Consider the following 25,370-nt stretch of genomic DNA (forward strand, 5'->3'; position numbering starts at 1 on the left):
CACCAAGGCGGGTGAGCACCGGGTTGGAACTCTGCACGATCAGCCTCCAGGGGCGTCGCATTCACAAGTACGACCAGCGTACCGCGAATGGGCACCATACAGCGCAACGTGCCGGTGCGGGGTGTGCCCGGGGCGGGGGTCGAACCCGCACGCCTCGCGGCAGCCGCTTTTAAGGCGGCCGTGTCTGCCGTTCCACCACCCGGGCGGGGAAAACGCGCTCTCACGGTAGCCCGTCCGGCGAACCATCAACACCGACAAGGGGACGGCCGTTACTGTCGTCCGGGTGACCAGCGGCCCACAGACCGACGAGGCGGTGGTGGCGCCGTCAGCGTCATCAACATCAACCGCTCCGCCGTTGCGCAAACGGCGCCGATGGCCTATGGACGCCGGTGTGGCACTGCTCTTCGCGGTGGCCGCCGCCCTGCTGACCAGCGGCCTGTGGCCCGACCCGGCCCGCCGGGCGCTGGCGCTGAACCCGAACGACCAGGCGCTCGACGAGTGGTTCCTCGCCTACGCCACCCGAGCGTACCGCGGCGACTTCTCGCTGGTCACCGGAATGCTGAACGCCCCGGACGGGGTGAACCTGCTGTGCAACGCGTCACTCGTCGGCCTGGGGCTGCTCTTCGCGCCGGTCACGCTCGCCTTCGGCCCGCAGTACACCTTCATCGTCGTCGTCGCCGTGAACCTCGCGGCGACGGGGACGGGCTGGTACCTGCTGCTCGCCCGGACCGCCGGCCTGCACCGGCCGGCGGCGCTGGTCGGCGGGGCCTTCGCCGGGTTCGCGCCCGGGATGGTGTCGCAGTCCAACGGGCACCTGCACATCACCGCCGCGTGGCTGGTGCCGCCGATCGTGTGGTGCGTGGTGCGGCTGGCCACCGATCCGCTCGCCGCCGCGGGCCGCACGATCCGGCGCGGCCTGCTGCTCGGCGCGCTGGTGACGGCTCAGTTCTTCGTCGGGGAGGAGGTGCTGTTCCTCACCGCGGTCGGGCTCGCGCTGTTCTGCCTGACGTTCTGGCTGCTGCGCCGGCCCCCGGTGGCCCGCCTGGCGGCCGGGCTCGCGATCGGCGGCGCCCTCGCCACGCTCCTGCTCGCGTACCCGCTGTGGCTGCAGTTCCACGGCCCGCAGTCGGTCGACGGCGGCGTGTTCCTGCCCCGGTTCTACTCGGCCGACCTGCACGCCTTCACCGCCGTCTCGCCGCTGTCGCTGGCCGGCGACGACAGCGCCGAACGGCTGGCGAGCGGCCCCGCGGAGTACACCACCTTCTTCGGCTGGCCGGTCCTGCTGGTCGTGGCCGGCGGCGCGGTCTGGCTCCGGCGCCGGCCGACGGTCCCGGCCGCGGCGGTGACGGCGCTGGTGCTGTGCCTGCTCGCGCTCGGGCCGCGGGTCGTGGCCGGCCGCGAGCAGACCGACCTGTGGGGGCCGTTCGCGCTGCTCGACGGCCTGCCGGTGGTCGATTCGGCGCTGCCGACCCGGTTCGCGCTGGCCGCGATCCCGCTGCTGGCCTACATCCTGGCCCGGGTCGTGGACGCCGCCGTCGCCCGGACCGGGACGCTGCGGCTGCTCGTGCCGGTCGCGGTCGTGGCCGCGCTGGCGCCGCTGGCCCCGGTGCCGCTGCCCACCCAGGAGCGGCCGGCCGCCCCGCGGTTCTTCACCGAGGGGTACTGGCGCAGCTTCGCCCCGGCGGGCGGCACGATCGTCCCGGTGCCGCTGCCCGACTCGAGGGACCCGCAGGCGATGCGCTGGGCGGCCGCCACCGGCGTGGGCTTCGCCACCCCGCAGGGCTGGTTCATCGGGCCCTACGGCCGCGACGGCCGGGCCGCGGTCGGGATCTACCCCCGGCCGACGGCCCAGCTGCTCAAGCGGGCGGCCCAGACCGGCGCCGCGCCGGACCTCACCGACGGGCACCGGGTGGCGCTGCGCCGGGACATCGCCTACTGGCGTGCCTCGGCGTTCGTGCTCGCCGACCGGCAGCCCGGCCACGCCGCGCTGAAGGCGACGCTGGACGGGCTGCTCGGCCCGGGCGAGCGGGTCGCCGACGTCTGGGTCTGGCGCACCGGTTCCGCCTAGGCGGCCAGCCGCTCCGAGGAACGGACCGGCAGCGGGATCGGCTGGGTGACCTCGGTGAAGGCCTCCCGCGGCTCGTGCAGCGAGCCCAGCGCGACGACCTCGCGGCGCAGGACGAGCTGGAGCGTCCAGTCGACCAGCACCCGGATCTTCCGGTTCAGGGTCGGGATGCGGCTCAGGTGGTACGTGCGGTGCATGAACCACGCCGGGATCCCGCGCACCTTCACGCCGTAGACCCGCGCCGCGCCCTTGTAGAGGCCGAGGCCGGCGACCGAGCCGACGTGCTTGTGCTTGTAGTCGACCGGCCTGCGGCCGCGGACCACGGCCGCGATGTTGTCGGCCAGCCGCGACGCCTGGCGCACCGCGTGCTGCGCGCTCGGCGAGCACAGCGTGGCCGGGTCGTCGGCGGTCAGGTCGGGCACCGCGGCGCAGTCGCCGGCGCTCCAGGCGCCCTCGACCACGTTGCCGTCGGGGTCGACCACCTGGAGCGTCGGCTTGCAGGTGATCGCGCCGCGCGGGCTGCGCGGCAGGTCGGTGTCCTCCAGCATCGGGTGCGGCTTGACGCCGGCGGTCCAGACGATGGTGTCGGCCTCGAACCTGTCGCCGTCGGAGAGCTCGACGAGCCCGTCGACGCACGACTCGAGCCGCGTGCCCAGCCGGATGTCGATGTTGCGCTTCGTGAGCTGGACGACCGTGTAGGCGCCCATCTCCGCGCCGACCTCGGGCAGGATCCGGTTGGCCGCCTCGACGAGGACGAAGTGCACCTCGTCCGTCGGGATCTCCGGGTAGTACCGCAGGGCGCCGCGGACCATGTCCTCCATCTCGGCGAGCGCCTCGATGCCGGCGTAGCCGCCGCCGACGAACACGAACGTCAGCGCGCGCCGGCGGGTCGCCGGGTCGGTCGTGGTGACCGCCACGTCGAGCCGGTCGAGGACGCTGTTGCGCAGGAAGATGGCCTCGCCGATGGTCTTGAAGCCGACCGCCTGCTCGCGCAGGCCGGGGATCGGCAGCGTGCGGGACACCGAGCCGGGGGCGACGACGATGTGGTCGTACGGCACCTCGCGGGCCGGGCCGATGATCGGCTGGACGATCGCGACCTTCCGCGCGTGCTCGATGCTGGTCACCGTGCCGGACAGCACGTGGCAGCGCTTGAGCTCGCGGCGCAGCGGCACGACCGTGTGCCGCGGGGAGATGTTGCCGGCCGCCGACTCGGGCAGGAACGGCTGGTACGTCATGTGCGGCTGGGGGTCGACGACAGTGACCTCAGCCTCGTGGAGGTGGAGCTTCTTCGACAGGCGGAGGGCGGCGTACAGCCCGACGTGCCCGGCGCCGACGATCAGGATTCGCTTCGCAGCCACGCGTCAACGCTAGCCACTTCGATGGCCCGAGAGCAGTCAGGCTACAGACATGTAACGGGCGTTACCAGGGCTGTTACCGCGACCACACAGGACGGACGTCTCTGGACCCGGTCTAGGCGCTGCGGCGCGCGACGAGCCATACCAGGACGCCGACGGCGACCACGCCGACGAGCGACGCGACGAGGAACGCCGGGCCGACGACCAGCTTCACCACCGCCAGCAGCAGGACGCTGACGATCGCGCTCGCGGCCACGACGCCCGCGGCCCGCAGCAGCCAGCCGCTGAGCACGCCGGGCGAGAGCACCGCGTCGTACGGCAGCACCGCGGCCAGGGCGGCGAGGGAGTGCATGAGGTACAGCGTGGTCGACAGCGCGATCAGCCGGGTCACGCCGGAGGGCTGGTCGTAGACGATGGTGCCGAGCAGCCAGCCGAAGGCGCACAGCAGGACGGCCAGGCCGACCAGGCGGGTGCGCGGGAAGAACGCCGGCAGGACCGCGACCACGCCGGCCACGACGATCGCGGCCAGGTTGCCGGTGACCTGGCTGGGGAACGCCAGCACCATCGACAGGGCCGCGAACACGGCGACGGTCAGGCGGATGAGCACCGGGCCGGCGGAGGCCCGCTCGATCACGTCCCGGGCCCGGTTGATCCGGCCCTGGATGTACTCCTGAAGTTCTTCGATCATGCCGTGACCGTTCTTCCGACCGCCACGCGGGCCACGCCGCGCAGCACCTCGTCGAGGCTGCCGGCGCCGCCCCAGGCGACCACCGGGACGCCGTGCTCGCGCAGCTGGGCGATGATGTTCTGGCGCTCCAGGGCCCACAGCCGCTGCGGGATGTCGCCCCACTTGGCGGCCGAGCGCTTCGGCAGTACCGGATTGCCCAGGGTGTCGACGGCGACCACGAACCGGCCGGCCCGGGCCAGGTTGGCGAGCATCGCCGCCGAGCGGATGTCCAGCAGCGGGGTGAGCACCATCACCAGCGCGTTGCCCTGGACCATGTGCGGGCCGAACGACGACGGCGGCGGCTCGTCGGCGTTGCCGGCCGGGCCCACGTCGAGCAGCCACTCCAGCGTCGTCATGTAGTGGCGGCGGCCGCTCGCGGCGCGCAGGTGCCGCACGGTCCCGCCGTACTGCAGCAGCGCCACCCGGTCGCCGCGGTGCAGGTAGTGCTCGGCGATGCCGGCCGCGGCCCGCACGGTCGTGTCGAGCACCGACGCGCGGCCCTCGATGCCGCCGGAGCGGCCGGCCTCGTGCAGGGCGTCGAGGAGGACGACGACCTCGGCGTCGCGGTCGGACAACGTGCTGACCACGTGGATCTCGCGGGTGCGCAGCGAGACCCGCCAGTCGATGCGGCGCAGCCGGTCGCCGGGGCCGAACCGGCGCACGCCGGCCAGCTCGCCGCCCTCGCCGGTGCGGCGGGAGCGGTGCCCGCCGACATGGCCGGCGGCCCGCGGCATCGCCTCGGCGGCGTCGAAGTGCTCGATCGCCGCGTACGCCTTCAGGGGCAGTTCGGGCGCCCGCACCGGCCGGCTGATGAGCAGCCCGTCGGCGGCGACCGCATGGGCGGTGACCGGGCCGAGCGGGTGCCGGCCCCAGCGCAGCACCCGGCCCTCCAGGTCGACGCCGGCGATGGTGCCGCCCTGCACGTCGACCGCGTAGGGCCGGTCGGAGTGCTTGAGGCGCACCCACTGCGGCACCAGCAGGCGGACCACGACCAGGTCGAAGCCGTCCGGGTTGGGGTTGCCGACGTCGACGCGCACGTCGAGGTCGCCGCCCTCGACCAGGAACGGCTCGGCGGCGGTCACCGCGACCGTCGGGGCACGGCCCGGCCGGCGCACGAGCGAGACCGCGGTGCCGATGGCGAACGGCGCCGCCAGGACCACCAGGTCGAAGCTGCCGGTGAGCACGGCGACGAGCACGAGCACGCCGCTGACCAGCACGGCCCGGCCCAGCGCCCGGGTCGGCTCGAACGCCCGCGCGTGGGACCGGGGGGCGGACGGGTCAGCCATGCCTTCCGCCGTAGGTGGGCATCGCGCCGCTGGCCGGTGCCGGCGTCTGGGCCAGCACCTCGGACACCACCGAGCGGGGGTCGATGCGCTTGAGCCACATCTCCGGCCGCAGGGTGATCCGGTGCGCCAGGGCCGGGACCGCGACCGCCTTCACGTCCTCCGGCACCACATAGTCGCGGCCGCTGAGCGCGGCGGCGGCCCGGGCGAGCAGCAGCAGCGCGAGCGAGCCGCGGGGCGAGGCGCCCACGAGGACCTGCGGGTGGACGCGGGTCGCCGAGGTGAGGGAGACGATGTACCGCCCGATGGAGTCCTCCACGGCGACGTCCTCGAGCGCCCCCTGCATCGCCAGCAGCGTCTCGGCGTCGACGACCGGCTCCAGGTTGGCCTCCTCCTGGCGGCGGGACATGCGCCGGCGCAGGACGTCCCACTCCTCGTCGGCCTCCGGGTAGCCGAACGACACGCGCAGCAGGAACCGGTCGAGCTGGGCCTCGGGCAGCGGGTAGGTGCCCTCGTACTCGATCGGGTTGGCGGTGGCGAGCACGTGGAACGGGGCGTCGAGGCGGTAGGTCGCGCCCTCGACGGAGACCTGCCGCTCCTGCATCGCCTCCAGCAGCGCCGACTGCGTCTTCGGCGGCGTGCGGTTGATCTCGTCGGCGAGCAGCAGGTTGGTGAACACCGGGCCGGCCCGGAACGTGAACTCGTGGGCCCGCTGGTCGTACAGGAACGACCCGGTGACGTCCGCCGGCAGCAGGTCGGGGGTGAACTGGAGCCGGCGGAACCCGATGCCGAGCGCCTGGGCGAACGACCGGGCGGTCAGCGTCTTGCCGAGGCCGGGCAGGTCCTCCAGCAGCACGTGGCCGCCGGCGAGCACCCCGGCCAGGACCAGTTCGAGGGCGTCGCGCTTGCCGACGACCACCGTGCCGACCTGGTCCAGGACCACCTTGGCGATCCGGCCCACCTCGGCCGGTGCGAGCGTCTTCATAGCGCCTCCACCTTCGCGACGATCGATGCTACGTCCCGCGGGCTCGGCACGCGGGACGGCGTGTAGTGCAACAACTGCCAGAGCTCCTCGCCCACGAGCTCGCGAGCCTGCTCGGGGGCGCTGGTCAGGGTGATGCCGTGCCGCTGGCGCAGCCGGCCGTTGACGAGGTCGGTCACCCGCGGCACCACGAGGGCGGCGAACCGGCCGGGGTCGCGCTCGCCCCAGATGAGGCGGTCGTCCCACTTGCCGACGGCCAGCCGGATGCCGTCGGCGGGCGGCACCGCGTCCCGCAGCCGCGGCCGCTCGCCGGCCGGCTGCGGCGGCCGCTGGGGCTCCAGGCCCCTGCCGGTGACCTCGGCCGGCAGGTCGTCGGCGCGCACCTGCTGGAGCACCTCCCGCAGCACCTGGACGGCCACGATGGTGAGCACGACGAGCGGGTACGAGACGGAGTAGCCGGCCACCCAGAGCACGCCCCACCCGACGGTGGTCAGCGCGACGGCCACGAACAGCCGGCGGATCCACCAACGGGAGTCGAACGGCCGGGACGGGCGGCGCACCGGGCGCGCGACGTCGGCCCGCACGGTCGCCCGGCCGGCGTCGAACAGCTCGTCGAGGCCGACCATCTCGTCGCGCTCACGCGCCATGCGCCACCCCCGACAGTTCCGCGCGCAGCTGGCTGAGGGCGTCGACGGCGGCCCGGCGGGACCGCTCGTCGACCGGGTGGGTGGCGTAGCGGGCCTCGCGGTACACCTCGGCGAGCCCCTCCAGGGTCGGGCGGGTCACCCGGTGCCCCTCCAGCAGCCGGGTGACCAGCTCGGTCGGGCTGTCGCCGACCAGGCGGGGCGTGCCGGCCGCGGCGGCGGCCCGCTCCAGCCGGACCCAGCAGGCGATCACCGCCCGCCGCGGGTCGCCGTCCGCGCCGGCCAGCTCGGCCAGGCCGGCGTCGACCGCGGCCACGACCTCCTCGCCGGTGTCGACCCGCATCGGCGCGGGCGCCTCGGGCTCGACGAACAGGCGGGGCTTGGCCTTCGGACCGGCGTTGCGCAGGAACATGTAGATCAGGCCGGCCACCAGCGCGACCACCACGACCCCGCAGAGGCCGGTGACGCCGTAGAGGATCCAGTCAGGCAGGGTGTAGCCCGGATCGCCGCCGCCGGACGGCATGGTCGGCATCAGGCTCGGCTCGGCGGTCGGCAGGCCCGTCGGCGCGTCGGTCGGGTTCAGCTCGGGCACCGGCAGGCTGGTGACCTCCGGCGAGGACAGGGCCGCCGCCACGATCGCGATGCCGAGCACGGCGACCACGGCCAGCACCGGCAACCAGCGGCTGATGGTGCGGTCCATGACATCCCGTCGCTCAGTTCGCCCCGGCCAACGCCTTGGCCCGGGCGAGGATTTCGTCCAGCATTCCTGGCGTGAGCCGACCGGTAAAGGTGTTCTGCTGGCTCACGTGGTAACAACCGAGCAACGCGGGGGCACCCTCGGTCTGCCACAGCACGCCGTGACCGAACGGCACCTTCCGCGCCGGAGCTACACCGTAGACGGCCTTGAGCGCGGGCCAGAACGCGGCCCAGGCGAACCCGCCCAGCGCGACGACCACGCGCAGGTGGGGGCGGATGAGGCCCATCTCCCGGTGCAGGAAGGGGGCGCAGGTGTCGCGCTCCTGCGGGGTGGGCTTGTTGTCGGGCGGCGCGCACCGCACCGCCGCGAAGATCCGGGTGTCGGTGAGCGTGAGGCCGTCGTCACGGTCGGTGCTGGTCGGCTGGTTGGCCAGGCCGGCCCGGTGCAATGCGGCGAACAGGACGTCGCCGGAGCGGTCGCCGGTGAAGATGCGGCCGGTGCGGTTGCCGCCGTGGGCGGCCGGTGCGAGGCCCAGGATGGCGATCCGGGCGTCGTGCGGGCCGAAGCCGGGGACCGGGCGGCCCCAGTACGTCTGGTCGCGGAAGGCGGCGCGCTTGGTCGCGGCGACCTCCTCGCGCCACGCCACCAGCCGGGGGCAGAGGCGGCAGCGGGAGATCTCGGCGTCGAGCCGGTCGAGCGCGTCCACGGGGCACACGCTAACCGAGACGCGTTGCGGTCACGCCGACGTTGGTCGATCCACCCCCTTTTCCCGGCGGGCGGATCGACCAGCGGCGGTGCACAGCGGGCCGGGCGGCCACCGACCCCCCGGGGCCGGCCCGGCCCGCTCCCCCGAGTCAGCCCGAGGGCGACGCGGACGGCTGAGGGGACCCGGACGGCGGCACGGACCCGGACGGCTGGACCGACGCCGACGGTGATGCCGACGCCGACGGCGCGGGCGACCCCGACGCCGGCGGGGCGTCCGTCGGGGACAGCGACGGGAACTGCGGGCCGCGGCACAGCGGGTAGCTGGGCGGCTGGCCCTCCGGGCCGTTCGCGCAGCGCCAGTAGTCGCCGAGCTGGATCGGGTTGCCGTCCTGGTCGTACAGGCTCACGTCGCGCAGCGGCCGGCCGCTGCTGTCCACCGGGAAGACGTCCGTGACGTACGACCAGCGGTCGTAGTAGTCCGGGCCGGAGTACCCGCGGGAGACGCCGCTCCAGTCGGCCAGCACGACCAGCGCGCCGACCACGGCCATTGCCGTGCCCACCCAGCCCAGCCAGCGCGGGATGCGGGGGCGGCCGATCGCGCCCATCCGCACCGAGATCACGATCGCCACCGCGAGGACCAGCCAGCCGATCGGGTCGTCGAGGCGGTCGGTGGGGATGATGTCGGCGGCGAAGATCAGCACGACGACGCAGACGGCCCGGGCGATCCACCACGCCGGGCGCAGCAGGACCAGGAAGTCCCACGCCCGTGGGTAGCCGATGAGCTGCCCCACCCGGCGGTCGGCGACCGACAGCCAGCGCCCCACCCGGGTCACGAGCGGCGCCAGCCGGTCCAGGGGGCCGCCCCTCGCGGCGGCGCCGGTGACGGGCTCCAGGCCGGCGGCGGCCCGCAGCTCGGCCGCGTACGCGGCGGGCGGGCCCAGCCGGTCCACGAGCGACCCGCCCTGCTCGGCCAGGACCTCCGCGAAGTGGGCCGGCAGGTCCTCCAGGAGGTCGTCGCGCACCTCCGCCGGCAGGTCGGCCAGGGCCGCGGAGACCCGTTCGAGGTAGTAGTCGATCTCCAGGTTGCCGGGAGCCGCGGACTCGGTCATGTGCCCTCCGCTTCGCTCCGGTCCCATGCCTTCAAAACCGGGCCCGCGGTGCCCGGCCCCTCCGCTTCGCTCCGGACCGGTCATGCCCTCTCCCCGATCAGCTGGTTCATGGTCTGCGCGAACCCCCGCCAGACCTTGCTGGAGGCGCCGAGCTGGGTGCGGCCGGCGGCGTTGAGCGCGTAGTACTTGCGGTGCGGCCCCTCCTCGCTGGGCACCACGTACGTCGTGAGCATCCCGGCCTGGAAGAGCCGGCGGAGTGTGCCGTAGACCGAGGCGTCGCCGACGTCGTCGAGGCCGGCCGAGCGCAGCCGGCGCAGGATGTCGTAGCCGTAGCCGTCCTCGTCGCGCAGCACGGCGAGCACAGCCAGGTCGAGCACACCCTTGAGCAACTGGGTTGTGTCCACGCCGTGCAGAGTAGTGCGCAATGCACAGTAGTATCAAGTGCAGAGGACGTGGACACGCAAAAGGCGGCCCGCCCACGCGGACCGCCTAAGGCGTCGGTCGTCCTACTTGGCGTCGGTGAGGCAGAGGGCGTCGCCGCTGCTGGCGTCGGTGCCCTGCCACAGCACGTAGCTGGCCTCGGTGAACTCGTCGCACACCGTCGGCTGCGCCTTGAGGGCCTCGGACTGCGGGACGCCGCTCTTGAGGCCGACGACCTTGTACCGGGCCTCGGCGTCGTCACACTTCACGATCTTGACGCTGACGCTCTTGCTGCCCGTCTCGGTGATCTCGTCACCGGCCAGGCAGTCGCCGACCTTCGCGTTGGCGGCGCTGCTGTTGACGATGTCGTTCCAGGTGTCCTTCGCGAAGAAGAAGATGCCGCCGCAGCAGACGAGGGCGAGCACCAGGATGACGCCGAGCACGATCAGGATGATCTTGCCGGCGCTGCTCTTCTTCGGCGGGGGCGGCGGGGCACCGTACGGCGCGCCGCCGGGCGGCGGGCCGTACGGCGCGCCCGAGGACGGGTCGTTGTACGGCGCGCCCGACGAGGGCGGGCCGTACGAGGGCTGCCCGTACGGGTCGTTACCGCCGGGCGGCGGGTAGCCGCCACCGCCACCGGGGGGCGGATAGCCGCCACCGCCGCCGGGGGGCGGGTAGCCGCCACCACCTCCGGGCGGCGGGTAACCGCCACCGCCGCCGGGGGGCGGGTAACTGCCGGGCGGCGGGTACTGATCAGACATGAGCTTCCTTCCGGGGTATGCCGCAAAGATCACCCTAACGGGCTGAATGATGGCTGACCTTGGCAAACCGGCCACATGCCCGAAGGAGACGGCTCACGATAGCGGTAGAGGGCCGATGTGCGCAGCACCGTGCGTCGTCGTATTACGGTGTGCGCCGTGACCGATCTCTTGAAGCGCCTCGCCGCAGCCCCCGGTGTCTACCGCGGACGCGGCGACGGACTGGAGTCCGGGCCGTTCGTCGCCCGGATCAAGGTGACCTCGGTGGTGCGCGGAAACGCCATCACGCTGGACTACGAGGCGGTCAGCGACAGTAAGGGACTGCAGCACGTCGAGCACACGATCCTCACCGCGAGCGAGGCCGGGCGCCTGGAACTGCACGTCACCTGCCTTGAGCTGCCCGGCGTGACCCGCTTCGTGGAGAGCCAGCCGGGCGTCTTCAACGCCTACGAGGGCCCGATGCCCGCCAAGATCATCGTGACCATGCCGAGTGACGGCGTGCTCACGTACGGCTGGTGGTGGTCGCGCGACGAGGCCGACCCCCGCGAGCAGTCCCGGGCCGAGGTCCGCCGGACCGGCTGACCAGCGCTGACGCAAATCCGACAGTGCTACGTGCGGGTTTGCGCCGACCGCTATGCGAGTGAATAAGCGATCCCGTCCAGGATGTCCGACTCCGAGGCGATCACGGAGTCGGCGCCCGAGCGGTCCACGATGGTGCGCAGGATCAGGGCGCCCGCCCCGATGACGTCGGCCCGCCCCGGGTGCATCACCGGGGTGGCCAGCCGCTGCTCGGCCGTCTTGCCCAGCAGGTCGGCCGTCACCTTCGCCACGTCGCCGGCGGAGATGCGGGCGCGGTGGATCCGGGCCGGGTCGTACTCCGGCAGGCCCAGCGCCAGCGCCGTCACCGTCGTCACCGACCCGGCCAGGCCGACCAGCGTGCGGGCCCGGTGACCGCCGACGGCCGCGAGGGCCCGGTCGACGGCCGCGGTGATATCGGCCTCGGCCGCCGCGACCTGCTCCGGGGCCGGCGGGTCGCCGTGCAGGTGGCGCTCGGTCATCCGCACGCAGCCGATGTCGACGCTGATCGCCGCGTCGACGTCCGCGGTGCCGACGACGAACTCGGTCGAGCCGCCGCCGATGTCGACGACCAGGTAGGGCGGCTCGGCGGTCAGGCCCCGCACGGCGCCGGCGAACGACAGGCGGGCCTCCTCGTCGCCGGTGATGACCTCCGGGTCGAAGCCGAGGACCTGGTGGACCATCGACCGGAAGTCGGCGGCGTTGGAGGCGTCGCGGGAGGCGCTGGTGGCGACCATCCGGGCGGCCTCGACGCCGGCGGCGGCGATCTCCGCGGCGTAGCCGACGAGGGCGACCCGGGTGCGCTCGATGGCCGCGGGCGACAGCCGGCCGGTCTTGTCGACGCCCTCGCCCAGCCGGACGATCCGCATCTGGCGGGAGACGTCGGACAGGCCCGCGGCCCCGGCGTCGGCGATCAGGAGGCGGACGGAGTTGGTCCCGCAGTCGATGGCAGCCACACGCTTCACAACACGAAAGCCTACAAATGCAGCAGCATCCGCGTGTTGCCGAGGGTGTTGGGCTTGACCCGCTCCAGGTCGAGGAACTCGGCGACGCCCTCGTCGTAGGAGCGCAGCAGCTCCTCGTAGACCTGATGGGTGACCGGCGTGCCGTCGATCGGGACGAAGCCGAACGAGCCGAAGAAGCGGGTCTCGAAGGTCAGCACGAACACCTTGCGCACGCCGATCTCGCGGGCCGCGCCGAGCAGCTCGGTGACGACGCGGTGGCCGATCTTGTGGCCGCGGGTGAGCGGGTCGACCGCCACGGTGCGGACCTCGGCGAGGTCCTCCCACATGACGTGCAGCGCGCCGCAGCCGACGATGGTGCCGTCGGTGTCCCGCTCGGCCACCCAGAATTCCTGGACTGTCTCGTACAGCGTCACCGTGGGTTTGGACAGCAGGCGCCGGTCGGCGACGTACATCGCGACCAGCCGCCGAATCCCCCGCACGTCGGCGGTCCGCGCCCGCCGAACGGTTACCTCCATGGCGGTAAGGGTAGTGGCGCGGGGATGTGGCATCTGACACGCGACCGGGTGCTGATGCTCACCACGGCGGTGATGGTGGTGGCGGCCGGCACGATGACGGTTCTGTACCTGACGAAAGACGGCGGGACGCCACCGACACAGGCGGCCCGCACCGCGGACGCGACCCCGACGGCGAGCAGGCCGTCGTCGGTGGCCCCGGCCAAGGCCGGCTCGATGAAGGCGGGCTACGCCGTGCGCAGCAAATGGAAGGACGGGTTCAATGCCGAGGTGACCGTGACGAACCTCGGTTCGCAGCCGGTGGCGGGCTGGACGGTACAGCTGAAGCTCCCGCCGGGCGTGGACGTCCTGTCCACGTGGGGCGCCAAGGCCGAGAACAAGACCGGCGAGCTCGTCCTGCGGTCACAGGCCTGGAACACGTATCTCGAGGCCGGCGGCTCGATCCGGATGGGGTTCGAGGCGAAGGGTGACGCGGCGCAGCCCACGAGCTGCACCGTGAACGGGTCACCCTGCTGACAGTTCGTTGAACGCCCGGCCGCGGGGCCCCACATTGTGCCCATGAAACGGATCCTGACAGTGGGCGCGGTGGCGGTCCTCGGTGCCGGCGTGCTCGGCTGCGGCGTCGTCAACCAGGTCAAGCAGGCCGTCGACAACGTCTCGGCGATCACCGATCTCGCCGACCGGCTCGGCAAGTCGTCGCAGCTGACCTTCACCGCGGAGTACAAGACCGACGACGGCACGACCACGACCGTGGTGCAGCAGCCGCCGAAGGCCGCCTACCTCGGCAAGGACGGCCGCTTCATCCTCACCGAGGACGCCCTCTACTCCTGCACCGGACCGGCGAACAAGGTCGTGTGCCAGAAGAGCCCGGTGCAGACCGGCAGCCTGTCGGCCGCCGACCAGTCCGCCTACCTGTCGGCGGTGGCCGGCGGCGGCTTCATCAGCACCGAGATGGCCCTCGGGCTGATGACGGCCGCCGCGGTCGTGCCCGGTGTGAAAATCGCGCAGAACACCGCGACCATCGCCGGTCAGAAAAGTGACTGTCTGGATGTGACGGGGATCCCGCGGGACAACGACCCCAATGCCGTCACCGCCAAGGAGTTCCACGTGTGCGTGGCCGAGAACGGCCTGCTCACGCGGTTCAAGGGGGTCGGGACGGACGACAAGGCGCTCGGGGTCGAGCTGACGAAGTTCAGCGGCGACGTCGACCCGAAGGCGTTCGTACCGCCGAAGGGCGCGAAGATCGTCGAAGCCTCGTCCCCGCCTGGGACGGGTAAGTGACGTAGTTTGTCGGGGTGCTGACACCACCCCGGGGGCTCCCTGATGACGCGCTCGCGTCACTGCTCGTCCACGAGTGGGGGCTCACGGTGAAGTCGCTCACCTACCAGCCGGTCGGCTTCGGCAGCCACCACTGGGAGCTCGTCGACACGTCGGGCTCCCGGTGGTTCGTCACCGTCGACGAGCCGGCCGACCCGGACCGGCTGCGCGCCTCCCTCGCCGTCGCGGCCGACCTCCAGGCGACCGGCCACACCTTCGCGGTCGCGCCGGTGCCCACCCTGCACCACGAGACGATGCTGACGCACGGGCCGTTCGCGATCACCGTCTACCCGTACGTCGACGGCACCAGCTTCGAGTGGAACGCGTTCGCCGGGCCCGAGCACCGGCAGGCCACCCTCGACATGATCATCCAGCTGCACACGGCCCCGCCGGTCGTGCGCCGCCACGCGCGGGCCGACGACTTCGCGGTGCCCCACCGCGACGAGGTGGAGCAGGCGCTGAAGCGGCCCGGGCCGGACTGCGGGCCCTACGCGGCCGCCGCCGCCGACCTGCTGGCCGCGCACCGGGAGCCGCTGCGGCGGGTGCTCGCGCGGTACGACGAGCTCGTCCTGGAGAGCCGCGCCGAGCCGGTGCGGGCCGTGCTCACCCACGGCGAGCCGCACTCCGGGAACACGATGAGGACGCCGACCGGCTGGCGGCTCATCGACTGGGACACCGTGCTGATCTCGCCGCCGGAGCGCGACCTCTGGCTCATCGAGCCGGGCGACGGGTCGATCTTCACGGCCTACGCCGAGGCGACCGGCGTCCTGGTCCGCCCGTCGACGATCATGCTCTTCCAGCTGCGCTGGGCCCTCGCCGACATCGCGGTCGAGGTCCGCCGCTTCCGCCGGCCGCACACCGGCACCTCCGACGACGCCGAGGGCTGGGAGATCCTGCGCTCAGTCGTCGCCCGGATCGAGTGACACGCACGGCCCGGCGGCCCACCACTCGCCGGCCTGCTCCCGGGTCTCGTCGCCGAACGGGTTGACCCCCGGCCCGGCCGCGAGCGCGTGGCCGAGGTGCACGTGCAGGCACTTCACCCGCGTCGGCATGCCGCCCGCGGACACCCCCGCGATCTCCTGGACGTGCCCGATCTCCTCGCGGCGGCGGAGGTACTCCTGGTGCGCCCGCTCGTAGGCGGCCGCCAGCTCCGGGTCCTCGGCGAGGCGGGCGTTCATCGTCTTCATGAGCCCGGCCGACTCCAGCCGGCTGCACTCGTGGACCGCCCGCGGGCAGGTCAGGTAGTACAGCGTCGGGAACGGCGTGCCGTCGGGCAGCCTCGGCGTCGTCTCCACCACGTCGGGCAGCCCGCAGGGGCACCGGTGCGCGACCGCGCGCGTCCCCCGCGGCGCGCGGCCGAGCTGCGCCGCGACCACCGCCAGGTCCTGCTCGGTGGCCTTCTCGGGTTCACTCACTGCTTGTCCGCCGCCTCGACGCTCGACCACAACTTGCCGTACCACGGCCGGGACGCCTTCTCCGCGCCCGGCACGTCGGCCGGGTCGGCGGTCTGGGCCCGGCTCGGGTCGACCACCACGTACGGCTTCTCGCCCGGCAGCACCATGTGCAGCCGCTGGCGGGCCTGACTGATCACGTACTCCGGGTCGTCCCACTTCCGGGCGCGGGCGGCCATGTCCGCCACCTTCGCCGCCTGCCGCTCCTGGCTCTGCTCGTAGGCGGCGATCTCCGCCTCCTGTGCGAGGTACACCCGGACCGGATAGGCGTAGGCGAGCAGCAGGACCAGCAGGACCAGGCTCAGGACCACGGCCCGGCTGGTGAACCGGCGCGGCTGCGGGGCGCGCGTGCGCAGCGCCGCGCCGCCGGTCGAGACCGCGCGGCGGGCGACCGTGGGGCGGGCATTCGGGCGGTTCTGGCGGGTGGCGGCACGCGCGCGCGGGGCTTCCCGGCCGCGCCCGCCCGGCCTGGTCCGCTGCTGCATGCCCTCCCCCTGCCCCTACCGGGTGACTCCCGGCGCCCGTGCTTGACTGACGGGCACCGGGAGCTGTGCTGCCTAACGGTAACGCGGGAACGCGCCGCGGCCGGCGTAGCGCGCCGCGTCGTCGAGCTCGTCCTCGATGCGCAGCAGCTGGTTGTACTTCGCCACCCGCTCGGAGCGGGCCGGCGCGCCGGTCTTGATCTGGCCGCTGCCCACGGCCACCGCCAGGTCGGCGATGGTGGTGTCCTCGGTCTCACCCGAGCGGTGGCTCATCATCGTGCGGAAGCCGGCGCGGTGCGCGAGCTCCACGGCGTCGAACGTCTCGGTGAGCGAGCCGATCTGGTTCACCTTCACCAGCACCGCGTTGGCCGTGCCGGTGGCGACGCCCCGGGCGATGCGCTGCGGGTTGGTGACGAACAGGTCGTCGCCGACGATCTGGATGCGGCTGCCGAGCGCGTCGGTCATCGCCTTCCAGCCGTCCCAGTCCTCCTCGGACAGCGGGTCCTCGATGGACACGATCGGGTACGCGTCGACGAGCTGCGTGTAGTACGCGATCATCTCGTCGGACGACTTCCCGGCGCCCTCGAACTGGTAGCCGCCGTCCTTGTAGAACTCGGTGGCCGCCACGTCGAGCGCGAGCACGATGTCGCTGCCGAGCGAGTAGCCGGCCTTCTCGACGGCCTCGGCGATCAGGTCGAGCGCGGCCGCGTTGGTCGGCAGGCTGGGGGCGAAGCCGCCCTCGTCGCCGAGGCCGGTGGCCAGGCCCTTCTTCTTCAGCACCGACTTGAGCGTGTGGTACACCTCGGCGCCGGTGCGCAGCGCCTCACGGAACGTCGGCGCGCCGATCGGCGCGATCATGAACTCCTGGATGTCGACGTTGGAGTCCGCGTGCGCGCCGCCGTTGAGGATGTTCATCATCGGCACCGGCAGCAGGTGGGCGTTGGGCCCGCCGAGGTACCGGTACAGGCTCAGGCCGGCCGAGTCGGCGGCCGCCTTGGCGACCGCGAGCGAGACGCCCAGGATGGCGTTGGCGCCGAGCTCGGACTTCTCCGGCGTGCCGTCGAGGTCGAGCATGGCCTGGTCGACGAGCCGCTGCTCGCTGGCGTCGATGCCGAGGACGGCCTCGGAGATGCGCTCGTTGACGTTCTCGACGGCCTTCTCGACACCCTTGCCGAGGTAGCGCTTGCTGTCGCCGTCACGCAGCTCGTTGGCCTCGAACGCGCCGGTCGACGCGCCCGAGGGCACGGCCGCGCGGGCGAGCGTGCCGTCGTCCAGCGCGACCTCGACCTCGACGGTCGGGTTGCCGCGCGAGTCCAGGATCTCCCGGGCGCCGATAGCTTCAATAGTGGCCACTGTCGTGGAACCCCCTACGTTGGAACGGTGTTTCCGACCGCCACGGTGCGGCAACCTGAGCCTATCGTTCGGCCGTTCGGGCGAACGCCACCCTCCCCGGACTGCACCGCGGGCTGACCCGGGGCTACCGGCCCAGCAGGGTGTGGAGGTGACGCGGGGGTGGGGAGCCGTGCGCCAGCATGCGGTCGTGCCAGTCGCGCGGCGAGACGCCGGCCGGGCGGGCCCGGGCGACCTCGCTCACCTCGGTGTAGCCCACGAAGTACGTCGAGAGCTGGGTCGAGCTCAGCAGCGCCCGGCGCCACTTGCCGGCCGCCTCGCCCTCCTCCTGGAAGCCGGCCTCCATCATCAGCGCCATCGCCTCCTGCTCCGGCATGCCGTCGCAGTGGATGCGCTGGTCGATGATCGCGTTGATGGTCATCCGGAGCTGCATCTTCAGCTGCTGCAGGCGCACCGGCAGGCCGCCGAAGCCGTGGGCCGCCATCAGCTCCTCGGCGTACACCGCCCAGCCCTCCACGAACGGGCCCGACCAGCCGATCGCCCGGGCCCGGGTGCGGCCGCGGAAGCGGCGGGCGTGGGCGAGCTGGAGGAAGTGGCCCGGGGTCGCCTCGTGGACGGTCAGGTCGCGCAGCATGTGGGCGTTGTACTCGCGGTAGAACGACGAGACCCGCTCCGCGGCCCAGTCGGCCGGGGTCGGCGAGATGCAGAAGAACGTCGGCAGGTCGGCCGGCTCCAGCATGCCGGGCGGGTCGCAGTACGCCACCGCGACGCCCCGCGCGAACTCCGGCATCTCCATGATGACCAGCGGGTCGTCGATGAGGGAGACCAGGTCGTTGGCGCGGACGAACTCGGTCGCCTCGTCGAGGGAGACCTTGGCCAGCTCCACGATCGTGTCGTTGTCGGGGACGTCGGCGGCCAGCCGCGCGAACGCCTCGCGGACCGTGTCGTCCGTCTCCGGGCCGCCGGTCAGCTCGGCCGCGGCCGCGCGCAGCTCGGCGCCGACCCGGGCGACGTTCGCCTCGGCGCGGGCGAGGACCGTCGCCGCGGACAGCTCGGTGTCCAGGGTGTGCCACAGGCGGGCCTCCCACAGGCGGCGGCCCAGGCGGGGGTCGCGCTCGGCGGTGTCGAGCCGGTCGCCGAGCCATGCCGCGAACGCGTCGAGCTCGCCGGCCGCCCGCTCCTGCAGCGGCCGGATCACCTCGGCCAGCCCGGGCGCCTCCTTGAGCAGCTCGCCCAGCTCGTCACGGACCAGGCGGGCGGTGCCCGCGAACTGCCCTATCGCCGTCTCGACGTGCACCCGCGGCAGGTCCCGCAGGACCTCTCTCGCCGTTGCCAGCGAATCGGGTACCGCCGAAAGCCTCGACGCCAGGGACACCAGACGCTCCTCGGCGGGCGCGAACGGCCGCGCGATCAGCCCGTGCAGCAGCGCGCCCGGGTTGTACGCCAGAGGGTTCCACTCGTGCTCGCGCACCTCGGTCCGCTCGAAGAGCATCCGCTCCACGCGGGCCAGGAGGACGGCGTGGTCGACGGACTCCTGCACGTCGAGCGTGTCGGTGTCGATCTGGCTCAGCGCGGCGGAGGCGTCCCGCAGCATCTCCACGTCGCCGGCGACCGCCGAAGCGGAGAAGTCGGGCAGCCGGTCGTCGAAGCGGTGGTCGCCGGCCGACGCCGCGAGCCGCGGGTCGGCCTCCAGCAGCGCGTCGGCGATGTGCTCGGCGAGTGGCACGAAGTCATGCGGCATCCCGAAACCGTATCGCCTAAACGAGGGTCGCGAGGGTGCGCACGGCGCGGGTGAGCTCGTGCGGGGTGTGCGCCGCGTACCCGAGGACCAGCCCGGCCGGGCCGCGCTTGCGCATCCGCAGCGCCGACAGCGCGAGCGGGCCGAGCCCCGCGGCGGCGGCGCGCTCCACCACGGCGACGTCGTCGGCGCCGGGCGGCAGCTCGACGACCAGGTGCAGGCCGGCCGCGATGCCGCCGACGCGGGCCTTCGGCAGGTGCCGGCGCAGCGCGGCGACGATCGCGTCGCGCCGCTCGCGGTGCAGGCGGCGGGCCCGGCGCAGGTGCCGGTCGTAGCCGCCGCCGGCCAGGAACTCGGCGAACGCGAGCTGCTGGAGGGCCGGGCCGCCGTTGTCGGCGTCGGCCTTCGCCGCGCACAGCTCGGGCAGCCAGGTGGGCGGGGCCACCAGCCAGCCGAGCCGCAGGCCGGGCGCGAGCACCTTGCTCACCGAGCCGACCAGGGCGACCCGGTCCGGGGCGAGGCCCTGCAGGCAGGCGACCGGCTCGCGGTCGTAGCGGTACTCGGCGTCGTAGTCGTCCTCGACGATCAGCCCGTCGACCCGCCGCGCCCAGCCGAGCAGCTCGGCCCGCCGGTGCGGGGCGAGCACCACCCCGGTCGGGAACTGGTGGGCCGGGGTGAGCAGCACCGCCTTGGTCCGCGTGCGGCTCAGCGCGCGCACGTCGAGGCCGTCCTCGTCGACCGGGATCGGCACCACCTCCAGCCCGAGCCGCCCCAGGTGGTCGCGCAGCGCGGCGGAGCCGGGGTCCTCGAACGCGATCCGCCGGACCCCGCGGGCCACCAGCGCCCGGGCGACGAGGGCGAGGGCCTGGGTGACGCCCGCGGTGACGATGAGGCCCTCGGCCGGCACCAGCGCGGCCCGCACCCGGCCGAGGTAGCCGGCCAGCTCCCGGCGCAGCCGCGGCACGCCCACCGCGTCCCCGTAGTCGAAGTCGGCGTCGAGCGCACCGGTCAGCGCCGTCTCGTAGGCGCGCCGCCACGCCGTGCGCGGGAACATGCCGAGGTCGGGCACGCCCGGGCGCAGCGGGGCCACCGCCGTGGTCTGCTCCGGCCGGCTTTCCGGCTGCCTCGGTACCGCCGTGGCGACCGCCGCCACCACCGTGCCCGACCCGCGCCGGGTGACCAGCCGCCCCTCGGCGGTGAGCTGCTCGTAGGCGCCGACGACCAGCCCCCGGGACACCCCGAGGTCGGCGGCCAGGTCGCGGGTGGAGGGCAGCCGGGTGCCGGGCGCGAGCCGGCCCCGGCTGATCGCGTCGCGCAGCGCGCCGACCAGCTGGTCACCGACCCGGGGCCGGTTGCGGTCGAGCTCGACCAGCGCCTCCCAGACCGACAATTGGTCCTCCAAAAGCAGGGTTCGGTGGCACTGTAGCGTGGACCACTGGCCGCCGTAAGTTCGGCCGCATGACCCGCCGCCACACCGCGTACTGCGTGCTCACCTGCGCGCTGCTCGGCAGTTCGTTCACCGTGAGCCGATCGATCGTCGCTTATCCGATCCTCACCGGGCAGGCGCTGCGCTACGCCCTGGCCGCGCTCGCGCTGTTCGCGTTGCTGATCACCGCGGAGCGACGCCTGCCGACCGGGCGCGAGTTCGTGCGGCTGGCGGCGGTCGCGGCGACCGGCCTCGTGGTGTTCAACGTGCTGCTGCTCGTCGCGCTCCGCCACGCGGACCCGGCGGTGATCGGCACGATCGTCGGGGTGAGCCCGCTGGTGCTGGCGCTGCTCGGGCCGCTCCAGGAGCGCCGGCGGCCGTCGCGGCGGCTGCTGCTGGCGGCGGGCGTGGTGGTGCTCGGGGCCGGGCTCGTCGAGGGCTTCGGCCACGCCGACCCGGTGGGGCTGTGGGCGGCGCTCGGCGTGCTGGCCTGCGAGTCGGCGTTCTCGCTGCTGGCGGCGCCGCTGCTGCCGCGGCTCGGGCCGGTGCGGGTGTCGGCGTGGAGCACGCTGCTCGCGGTACCGATCCTGCTGCTGCTCGTCCCGGTCACCGGGGAGCGCCCGCGGATGCCGACCGGGGAGGAGGCCACCGCGATCGCGTTCCTGGGGCTCGTGCTGACGGTCGTCGCGTTCGTCTGCTGGTACGCCGCGGTGGCCGGGCTCGGGGTCGACCGGGCCGGGCTGTTCGTCGGCCTGGTGCCCGTGTTCGCCCTGCTCACAGTGTCCATCGTGGACGGCACCCGGCCCGACCTGCCGCGGGTGGCCGGGGTCCTGCTGGTCGGCTCGGGCCTGTTCGTCGTGGCCCGCCGTGTTAAGCAGGAACCATGGCAAGCACCGCGCTCGTCCTCGGCGCCGGCGGCATCACCGGCGTCGCCTGGCAACTCGGAGTCCTCATCGGCCTGCACGACCGGGGCCTCGACCTCGGCGGCGCCGACCTGATCGTCGGCACCTCGGCCGGCGCGATGACCGGCGCCCTCATCGGCGCGTTCCGCGACCCGCGCACCGCGGCCGCCATCGAGGCGCCGCTCGGCCCCGGCGACCCGCCGCTGCACGCCGACTGGAACCGCGGGGCCGTCGCGTTCGGCCTGCTGCAGGACGCGTCGCTCAGCCCGGCCGAGATGCGCCGGCGGATCGGGGCGGTCGCGCTGGAGGCCGAGGTGGGGCCGCCCGACCCGTGGCTGGCGGCGTTCGCCCGCCGCCTGCCGATCACGTCGTGGCCGGCGCGCCTGCTGGTGACGGCCGTCGACGTCCACACCGGCGAGCCGGTCCGCTGGACGGCGGCGTCGGGCGTGCCGCTCGCGGCCGCGGTCGCCGCCAGCTGCGCGGTGCCGTGCATCTTCCCGCCGATCCCGGTGAACGGCAGCCGCTACATGGACGGCGGCGTCCGCTCCCGCACGAACGCGGACCTGGCGGCGGGCCACGACACGGTGTACGTCCTGGCCCCGCGCATGCCGATGCTCCAGCACGAGCCGGTCGACCCGTCGTTCACGCTGATCGAACCGTCGGCGGAGGCGACGGAGGCCATCGGCGGCAACGTCTTCGACGCCACCCGCTGGCCGGCCACCCTCCAGGCCGGCGAGGCCCAGGCCCGCACCATGCGGCTCTGAGCCCTACGAGCGCTCCACGCGGCGGACGTCGTCCAGGTAGGACAGGGCCGCGGCGCGCAGTGCCGCCTCGGCGTCGCCGTCCTCGGCCTGGGCGCGGGCCACCAGGGCGAACAGGGCGCCGCCCAGGGTGTCCGGGGGTGGGAGCGGGACGTCCAGGTTCGCTCGGGCGACGCGGTGCAGGAGCTTGGCCGCCAGGGACAGGGCCGGCTGGGAGAGGGCCACGCCGTCGACCGCGGAGGCGCGGGACTTCTCGGCCTTCTTGATCTGTTCCCAGTTGGCGATGATGTCGTCGATGCCGCCGACCTCGGCGCCGGCGAAGACGTGCGGGTTGCGGCGGATCAGCTTGGCGACCAGGTCGCCGGCCACGTCGTCGATGGTGAAGCCGGCCGTCTCCTCGCCCAGGCGGGCGTGCAGCACGACCTGGAGCAGGACGTCGCCGAGCTCCTCGCGGACCGCCTCGGCGTCGTCGTCGCGGATGGCGTCGTAGAGCTCGTACGCCTCCTCCAGCAGGAACGGCGCCAGGCTGTGGTGGGTCTGGGCCCGCTTCCACGGGTCGCCCTCCGACGGGTGCATGAGCCGGTCCATGACCGTGACCGCGTCGAGGAGGCGGGCGCCGGGCGGGTCCCACGAGCCGTAGAGCAGCTCCAGTTCGGCCAGGCCGGGCTCGCGGGCCAGCCGCAGGCCCAGCTCGCGGGCCAGCCGCTCGTCGCCGTCGGGTGCGGCGAGCCACACGATCGTGCCGTGCTCGGCCAGCGCCGTGATCAGCACGTCCGCGGTCGCCGCGACGACCGAGACCGTGGCGCCCGCCGCCCGTAGCGCTTCGGCCTGTTCGGAGTCGGCGCCCGCGTAGACCGGGTGGGCGCGCACCAGGTCCCACGCCTGCGCGGTCAGCACCCCGGCCGGCAGCCGGGGCGACGTCACCAGCAGCACCACCCTGCCCGACACGGACCTCAGGCCTCCTCCACGGGCACCTTCCCGTCGTCGGGGAAGGGGATGTCAATCGGGACCGGGCCGCTCGGCAGGCTCAGGATCGCCGGCAGCACCAGCCCACCGTATCGCGGGTTGATCGTGACGCCGGACGCGGCCGCGGCGAGGGCCTCCTGGGCGCTCGCCGCCGCCCCGAAGGCGGGGTACCGCTTGAGGTCCGCGATCATCTCGTCGTACCCGACCCCGCCCGGCACCTGGCCCGCGTCGGTGAGGGCGGCGTAGAAGCGGCCGGCCTCGTCGTCCGTCAGCGGCCGCTCGGGCTGCGCGGCGACGATCGGCTGGACCACCTGCCAGTAGTCGAGCCACAGCCGCACGTACGGGTCCGACGCCGGCAGCCCGAAGATCGCCTCGAACACCTCGGACGCCCGGGGCGCGGTGGGCAGGCCGCGCTCGCTGAGCAGTCGCTCCCCCACCTGCCGCAGCGCCATGAGCGACACCACCTGGGCCGCGTCCGTGTGCACCAGGGGCAGCGTGGCCTCCGGGGGCGGCTCGCCGACCGCGGTGCCGGCCCGGAGCGCGTCGAGCAGCGCCTGGCGGGCGGCCAGGCGCTCCTCACCGACGGCGTTCACCCCGCTGACGATCCCGTCGACCTCGGCGACCGTGATCGTGCGGTCGCCGAGGTAGGCCGCGACGGACGGGTTGGAGCGGCAGCCCGCGAGCGCGACCAGCAGCGCGAGCACGGCGAGCGATACGAGACGGTGAGCACGCATGGTGCCCACCATCGCCTGCTCAACGCTTGTCGCCGAGGACAGTTGTGAGGAGTTCACCCGCCCATTCGAGCAGCTGCGTGTCCCGCATCGGCTCGCCGCCGACCCGCCGGGTGGACGGGCGGGGCAGCGAGACCGTGTCGGCCGCCGCCTTGTAGACCGACTCGGGGTAGAGCCGCTTGAGCCGCAGCTGCTTCGAGTCGGGCAGCGGCAGCGGCGCGAACCGGACATGTCTGCCCTGCAGCGACACGTCGGTCAGGCCGAACGAGCGGGCGAGGAACCGGAACCGAGCGACCGCCAGCAGGTTGGCCACCGGCTCCGGCGGCTCGCCGTAGCGGTCCTTCATCTCGGCGACGATCTCGTCGAGGGCGGCGTCGTCCTTCGCGCCGGCGATCTTGCGGTAGATCTCCAGGCGCAGGCGCTCGGCGCCGATGTACTCCAGCGGGAGGTGCGCGTCGACCGGCAGGTCGATCTTGACGTCGGGCTCCTCCTCCTCCGGCCGCTCACCCTTGAACTGCTGGACCGCCTCGCCGACCATCCGCACGTACAGGTCGAAGCCGACGCCCTCGATGTGCCCGGACTGCTCGCCGCCGAGCAGGTTGCCGGCGCCGCGGATCTCCAGGTCCTTCATCGCGACATACATGCCCGCGCCGAGCTCGGTGTGCTGCGCGATGGTGGCCAGCCGCTCGTGGGCGTGCTCGGTGAGCGGCTTGTCCGGCGGGTAGAGGAAGTAGGCGTAGGCGCGCTCCCGGCCCCGGCCGACCCGGCCGCGGATCTGGTGCAGCTGGGCCAGGCCGAGCAGGTCGGCCCGCTCGACGATCAGGGTGTTGGCGTTGGGGATGTCGATGCCGCTCTCGACGATCGTGGTGCAGACGAGGACGTCGTACTCCTTCTCCCAGAAGCCGACCATGATCTTCTCCAGGGCCTCCTCGCCCATCTGGCCGTGCGCGACCGCGACCCGCGCCTCTGGGACCAGCTCGCGCAGCTTCCGCGCGGCCCGCTCGATCGACTCGACCCGGTTGTGCAGGTAGAAGACCTGGCCGTCGCGCAGCAGCTCGCGGTGGATCGCGGCGGCGACCTGCTTGTCGTCCTGCGCGCCGACGAAGGTGAGCACCGGGTGGCGCTCCTCCGGCGGGGTGGCGATCGTCGACATCTCGCGGATGCCGGTGATCGCCATCTCCAGCGTGCGCGGGATCGGCGTGGCCGACATCGTCAGCACGTCGACCGAGGCGCGCAGCTGCTTGAGGAACTCCTTGTGCTCGACGCCGAAGCGCTGCTCCTCGTCGACGATCACCAGCCCGAGCTGCTTGAACCGGGTCGCCGTCTGCAGCAGCCGGTGGGTGCCGATCACGATGTCGACGGTGCCGTCGGTCACCTTCTCCATGGTGACCTTCGTCTCGGTCGGGGTCTGGAACCGCGACAGCTGGCGGACCTCCACCGGGAACTGG

The 25,370-nt window shown here is 73.5% G+C and carries 27 protein-coding genes and 1 tRNA gene; 7 read left to right on the top strand and 21 right to left on the bottom strand.

The window, feature by feature from the left end; genetic code table 11:
* Window positions 1-124 precede the first annotated feature (124 nt).
* Window positions 125-205 (bottom strand) — tRNA-Leu (locus ABZS66_RS45905).
* 186 nt (window positions 206-391) lie between these two features.
* Here ABZS66_RS45905 and ABZS66_RS45910 point away from each other — a divergent pair.
* Window positions 392-2,068 carry a hypothetical protein gene (locus tag ABZS66_RS45910; protein WP_354769347.1) on the top strand — a complete coding sequence of 559 codons (1,677 nt, stop codon included), beginning with the start codon at window positions 392-394 and terminating at the stop codon, window positions 2,066-2,068.
* Here the strand turns inward: ABZS66_RS45910 and ABZS66_RS45915 are convergent.
* The 10 genes from ABZS66_RS45915 to ABZS66_RS45960 form a co-directional block, all read right to left on the bottom strand.
* Window positions 2,065-3,423 (bottom strand): NAD(P)/FAD-dependent oxidoreductase, encoded by a 1,359-nt coding sequence (locus ABZS66_RS45915; RefSeq protein WP_354769348.1) that lies wholly within the window; start codon window positions 3,421-3,423, stop codon window positions 2,065-2,067. The two genes, ABZS66_RS45910 and ABZS66_RS45915, sit on opposite strands and share 4 nt — an antisense overlap.
* Before the next feature lie 112 nt (window positions 3,424-3,535).
* Complete coding sequence (locus tag ABZS66_RS45920; RefSeq protein WP_354769349.1) at window positions 3,536-4,108, bottom strand: hypothetical protein; 573 nt, start codon at window positions 4,106-4,108, stop codon at window positions 3,536-3,538.
* Entirely contained in the window at window positions 4,105-5,433 is a 1,329-nt protein-coding gene (locus ABZS66_RS45925; protein WP_354769350.1) for a DUF58 domain-containing protein, read from the bottom strand. The genes ABZS66_RS45920 and ABZS66_RS45925 overlap by 4 nt, the downstream gene beginning before the upstream one ends.
* Window positions 5,426-6,415 (bottom strand): MoxR family ATPase, encoded by a 990-nt coding sequence (locus ABZS66_RS45930; protein WP_354769351.1) that lies wholly within the window; start codon window positions 6,413-6,415, stop codon window positions 5,426-5,428. Before ABZS66_RS45930 ends, ABZS66_RS45925 begins: the two co-directional genes overlap by 8 nt.
* A complete protein-coding gene (locus ABZS66_RS45935; protein ID WP_354769352.1) occupies window positions 6,412-7,059 on the bottom strand; it encodes a hypothetical protein in 648 nt (215 codons plus the stop codon). The genes ABZS66_RS45930 and ABZS66_RS45935 overlap by 4 nt, the downstream gene beginning before the upstream one ends.
* Window positions 7,049-7,756: a DUF4129 domain-containing protein gene (locus ABZS66_RS45940; RefSeq protein ID WP_354769353.1), complete on the bottom strand. Its 708-nt coding sequence runs from the start codon at window positions 7,754-7,756 to the stop codon at window positions 7,049-7,051. Before ABZS66_RS45940 ends, ABZS66_RS45935 begins: the two co-directional genes overlap by 11 nt.
* 13 nt (window positions 7,757-7,769) lie before the next feature.
* Window positions 7,770-8,459, bottom strand: coding sequence for a uracil-DNA glycosylase (locus tag ABZS66_RS45945; RefSeq protein ID WP_354769354.1), 690 nt, complete (start codon window positions 8,457-8,459; stop codon window positions 7,770-7,772).
* 148 nt (window positions 8,460-8,607) lie between these two features.
* Window positions 8,608-9,567 carry a hypothetical protein gene (locus tag ABZS66_RS45950; RefSeq protein WP_354769355.1) on the bottom strand — a complete coding sequence of 320 codons (960 nt, stop codon included), beginning with the start codon at window positions 9,565-9,567 and terminating at the stop codon, window positions 8,608-8,610.
* 80 nt (window positions 9,568-9,647) lie between these two features.
* Window positions 9,648-9,971 (bottom strand): PadR family transcriptional regulator, encoded by a 324-nt coding sequence (locus ABZS66_RS45955; RefSeq protein WP_354769356.1) that lies wholly within the window; start codon window positions 9,969-9,971, stop codon window positions 9,648-9,650.
* Between the two features lie 102 nt (window positions 9,972-10,073).
* Window positions 10,074-10,748, bottom strand: coding sequence for a hypothetical protein (locus ABZS66_RS45960; RefSeq protein ID WP_354769357.1), 675 nt, complete (start codon window positions 10,746-10,748; stop codon window positions 10,074-10,076).
* Window positions 10,749-10,904: 156 nt separating this feature from the next.
* On the opposite strand from ABZS66_RS45960, the gene ABZS66_RS45965 reads away from it, so the two are divergent.
* Entirely contained in the window at window positions 10,905-11,327 is a 423-nt protein-coding gene (locus ABZS66_RS45965) for a hypothetical protein (protein ID WP_354769358.1), read from the top strand.
* A 50-nt stretch (window positions 11,328-11,377) separates the two neighbouring features.
* Here the strand turns inward: ABZS66_RS45965 and ABZS66_RS45970 are convergent, their stop codons facing one another.
* Together ABZS66_RS45970 and ABZS66_RS45975 are read right to left on the bottom strand one after the other, a co-directional pair.
* Entirely contained in the window at window positions 11,378-12,277 is a 900-nt protein-coding gene (locus ABZS66_RS45970; protein WP_354769372.1) for a Ppx/GppA phosphatase family protein, read from the bottom strand.
* Between the two features lie 20 nt (window positions 12,278-12,297).
* Window positions 12,298-12,801: an amino-acid N-acetyltransferase gene (locus ABZS66_RS45975; protein ID WP_238012633.1), complete on the bottom strand. Its 504-nt coding sequence runs from the start codon at window positions 12,799-12,801 to the stop codon at window positions 12,298-12,300.
* A 24-nt stretch (window positions 12,802-12,825) separates the two neighbouring features.
* Between ABZS66_RS45975 and ABZS66_RS45980 the strand changes: the two genes are divergently transcribed.
* Genes ABZS66_RS45980 through ABZS66_RS45990 form a run of 3 tightly spaced genes read left to right on the top strand, consistent with a single transcriptional unit; the run spans window position 12,826 to window position 15,038 of the window.
* Complete coding sequence (locus ABZS66_RS45980) at window positions 12,826-13,314, top strand: cellulose binding domain-containing protein (RefSeq protein ID WP_354769359.1); 489 nt, start codon at window positions 12,826-12,828, stop codon at window positions 13,312-13,314.
* Window positions 13,315-13,356: 42 nt separating this feature from the next.
* Complete coding sequence (locus ABZS66_RS45985) at window positions 13,357-14,079, top strand: hypothetical protein (protein WP_354769360.1); 723 nt, start codon at window positions 13,357-13,359, stop codon at window positions 14,077-14,079.
* A 14-nt stretch (window positions 14,080-14,093) separates the two neighbouring features.
* Entirely contained in the window at window positions 14,094-15,038 is a 945-nt protein-coding gene (locus ABZS66_RS45990; RefSeq protein WP_354769361.1) for an aminoglycoside phosphotransferase family protein, read from the top strand.
* On the opposite strand, the gene ABZS66_RS45995 is transcribed toward ABZS66_RS45990, so the two are convergent.
* From ABZS66_RS45995 to ABZS66_RS46015, 5 genes are all read right to left on the bottom strand, one after another.
* The gene (locus ABZS66_RS45995; protein ID WP_354769362.1) at window positions 15,015-15,530 is read right to left on the bottom strand and encodes a DUF501 domain-containing protein; all 516 of its coding nucleotides are present in this window, start codon (window positions 15,528-15,530) and stop codon (window positions 15,015-15,017) included. The genes ABZS66_RS45990 and ABZS66_RS45995 overlap by 24 nt on opposite strands.
* Window positions 15,527-16,051: a septum formation initiator family protein gene (locus tag ABZS66_RS46000; protein WP_354769363.1), complete on the bottom strand. Its 525-nt coding sequence runs from the start codon at window positions 16,049-16,051 to the stop codon at window positions 15,527-15,529. The genes ABZS66_RS45995 and ABZS66_RS46000 overlap by 4 nt, the downstream gene beginning before the upstream one ends.
* Window positions 16,052-16,123: 72 nt before the next feature.
* Window positions 16,124-17,401: a phosphopyruvate hydratase gene (gene eno / locus ABZS66_RS46005; RefSeq protein ID WP_354769364.1), complete on the bottom strand. Its 1,278-nt coding sequence runs from the start codon at window positions 17,399-17,401 to the stop codon at window positions 16,124-16,126.
* 124 nt (window positions 17,402-17,525) lie between these two features.
* A complete protein-coding gene (locus ABZS66_RS46010) occupies window positions 17,526-19,139 on the bottom strand; it encodes a DUF885 domain-containing protein (RefSeq protein ID WP_354769365.1) in 1,614 nt (537 codons plus the stop codon).
* A gap of 16 nt (window positions 19,140-19,155) precedes the next feature.
* Window positions 19,156-20,526, bottom strand: a complete 1,371-nt coding sequence (locus ABZS66_RS46015) for a PLP-dependent aminotransferase family protein (protein WP_354769366.1) — start codon at window positions 20,524-20,526, stop codon at window positions 19,156-19,158.
* A 68-nt stretch (window positions 20,527-20,594) separates the two neighbouring features.
* Between ABZS66_RS46015 and ABZS66_RS46020 the strand changes: the two genes are divergently transcribed.
* Both ABZS66_RS46020 and ABZS66_RS46025 read left to right on the top strand, forming a co-directional pair.
* Window positions 20,595-21,560, top strand: a complete 966-nt coding sequence (locus ABZS66_RS46020) for a DMT family transporter (RefSeq protein WP_354769367.1) — start codon at window positions 20,595-20,597, stop codon at window positions 21,558-21,560.
* Window positions 21,446-22,228 carry a patatin-like phospholipase family protein gene (locus ABZS66_RS46025; RefSeq protein WP_354769368.1) on the top strand — a complete coding sequence of 261 codons (783 nt, stop codon included), beginning with the start codon at window positions 21,446-21,448 and terminating at the stop codon, window positions 22,226-22,228. Before ABZS66_RS46020 ends, ABZS66_RS46025 begins: the two co-directional genes overlap by 115 nt.
* 3 nt (window positions 22,229-22,231) lie before the next feature.
* Here ABZS66_RS46025 and ABZS66_RS46030 read toward each other — a convergent pair whose 3' ends face one another.
* The 3 genes from ABZS66_RS46030 to ABZS66_RS46040 all read right to left on the bottom strand — a co-directional run.
* Window positions 22,232-23,173, bottom strand: a complete 942-nt coding sequence (locus ABZS66_RS46030; RefSeq protein ID WP_354769369.1) for a MazG family protein — start codon at window positions 23,171-23,173, stop codon at window positions 22,232-22,234.
* Between the two features lie 5 nt (window positions 23,174-23,178).
* Window positions 23,179-23,925 carry a hypothetical protein gene (locus ABZS66_RS46035; RefSeq protein WP_354769370.1) on the bottom strand — a complete coding sequence of 249 codons (747 nt, stop codon included), beginning with the start codon at window positions 23,923-23,925 and terminating at the stop codon, window positions 23,179-23,181.
* 19 nt (window positions 23,926-23,944) lie between these two features.
* Window positions 23,945-25,370 (bottom strand): TRCF domain-containing protein (locus ABZS66_RS46040; protein ID WP_354769371.1); only part of this gene is annotated, 1,426 nt, incomplete at its 5' end.

The sequence above is a fragment of the Dactylosporangium sp. NPDC005572 genome (genome assembly GCF_040605515.1).
Classification (GTDB): Bacteria; Actinomycetota; Actinomycetes; order Mycobacteriales; family Micromonosporaceae; genus Dactylosporangium.

Coding starts and splice junctions, on each gene's coding strand:
- ABZS66_RS45980 (WP_354769359.1), top strand. CDS start 12,826: ATGTGGCATCTGACACGCGACCGGGTGCTGATGCTCACCACGGCGGTG.
- ABZS66_RS46035 (WP_354769370.1), bottom strand. CDS start 23,925: ATGCGTGCTCACCGTCTCGTATCGCTCGCCGTGCTCGCGCTGCTGGTC.
- ABZS66_RS45935 (WP_354769352.1), bottom strand. CDS start 7,059: ATGGCGCGTGAGCGCGACGAGATGGTCGGCCTCGACGAGCTGTTCGAC.
- ABZS66_RS45920 (WP_354769349.1), bottom strand. CDS start 4,108: ATGATCGAAGAACTTCAGGAGTACATCCAGGGCCGGATCAACCGGGCC.
- ABZS66_RS46020 (WP_354769367.1), top strand. CDS start 20,595: ATGACCCGCCGCCACACCGCGTACTGCGTGCTCACCTGCGCGCTGCTC.
- ABZS66_RS45950 (WP_354769355.1), bottom strand. CDS start 9,567: ATGACCGAGTCCGCGGCTCCCGGCAACCTGGAGATCGACTACTACCTC.
- ABZS66_RS45930 (WP_354769351.1), bottom strand. CDS start 6,415: ATGAAGACGCTCGCACCGGCCGAGGTGGGCCGGATCGCCAAGGTGGTC.
- ABZS66_RS45975 (WP_238012633.1), bottom strand. CDS start 12,801: ATGGAGGTAACCGTTCGGCGGGCGCGGACCGCCGACGTGCGGGGGATT.
- ABZS66_RS46000 (WP_354769363.1), bottom strand. CDS start 16,051: ATGCAGCAGCGGACCAGGCCGGGCGGGCGCGGCCGGGAAGCCCCGCGC.
- ABZS66_RS45940 (WP_354769353.1), bottom strand. CDS start 7,756: ATGGACCGCACCATCAGCCGCTGGTTGCCGGTGCTGGCCGTGGTCGCC.
- ABZS66_RS45960 (WP_354769357.1), bottom strand. CDS start 10,748: ATGTCTGATCAGTACCCGCCGCCCGGCAGTTACCCGCCCCCCGGCGGC.
- ABZS66_RS45925 (WP_354769350.1), bottom strand. CDS start 5,433: ATGGCTGACCCGTCCGCCCCCCGGTCCCACGCGCGGGCGTTCGAGCCG.
- ABZS66_RS45985 (WP_354769360.1), top strand. CDS start 13,357: ATGAAACGGATCCTGACAGTGGGCGCGGTGGCGGTCCTCGGTGCCGGC.
- ABZS66_RS46010 (WP_354769365.1), bottom strand. CDS start 19,139: ATGCCGCATGACTTCGTGCCACTCGCCGAGCACATCGCCGACGCGCTG.
- ABZS66_RS46025 (WP_354769368.1), top strand. CDS start 21,446: ATGGCAAGCACCGCGCTCGTCCTCGGCGCCGGCGGCATCACCGGCGTC.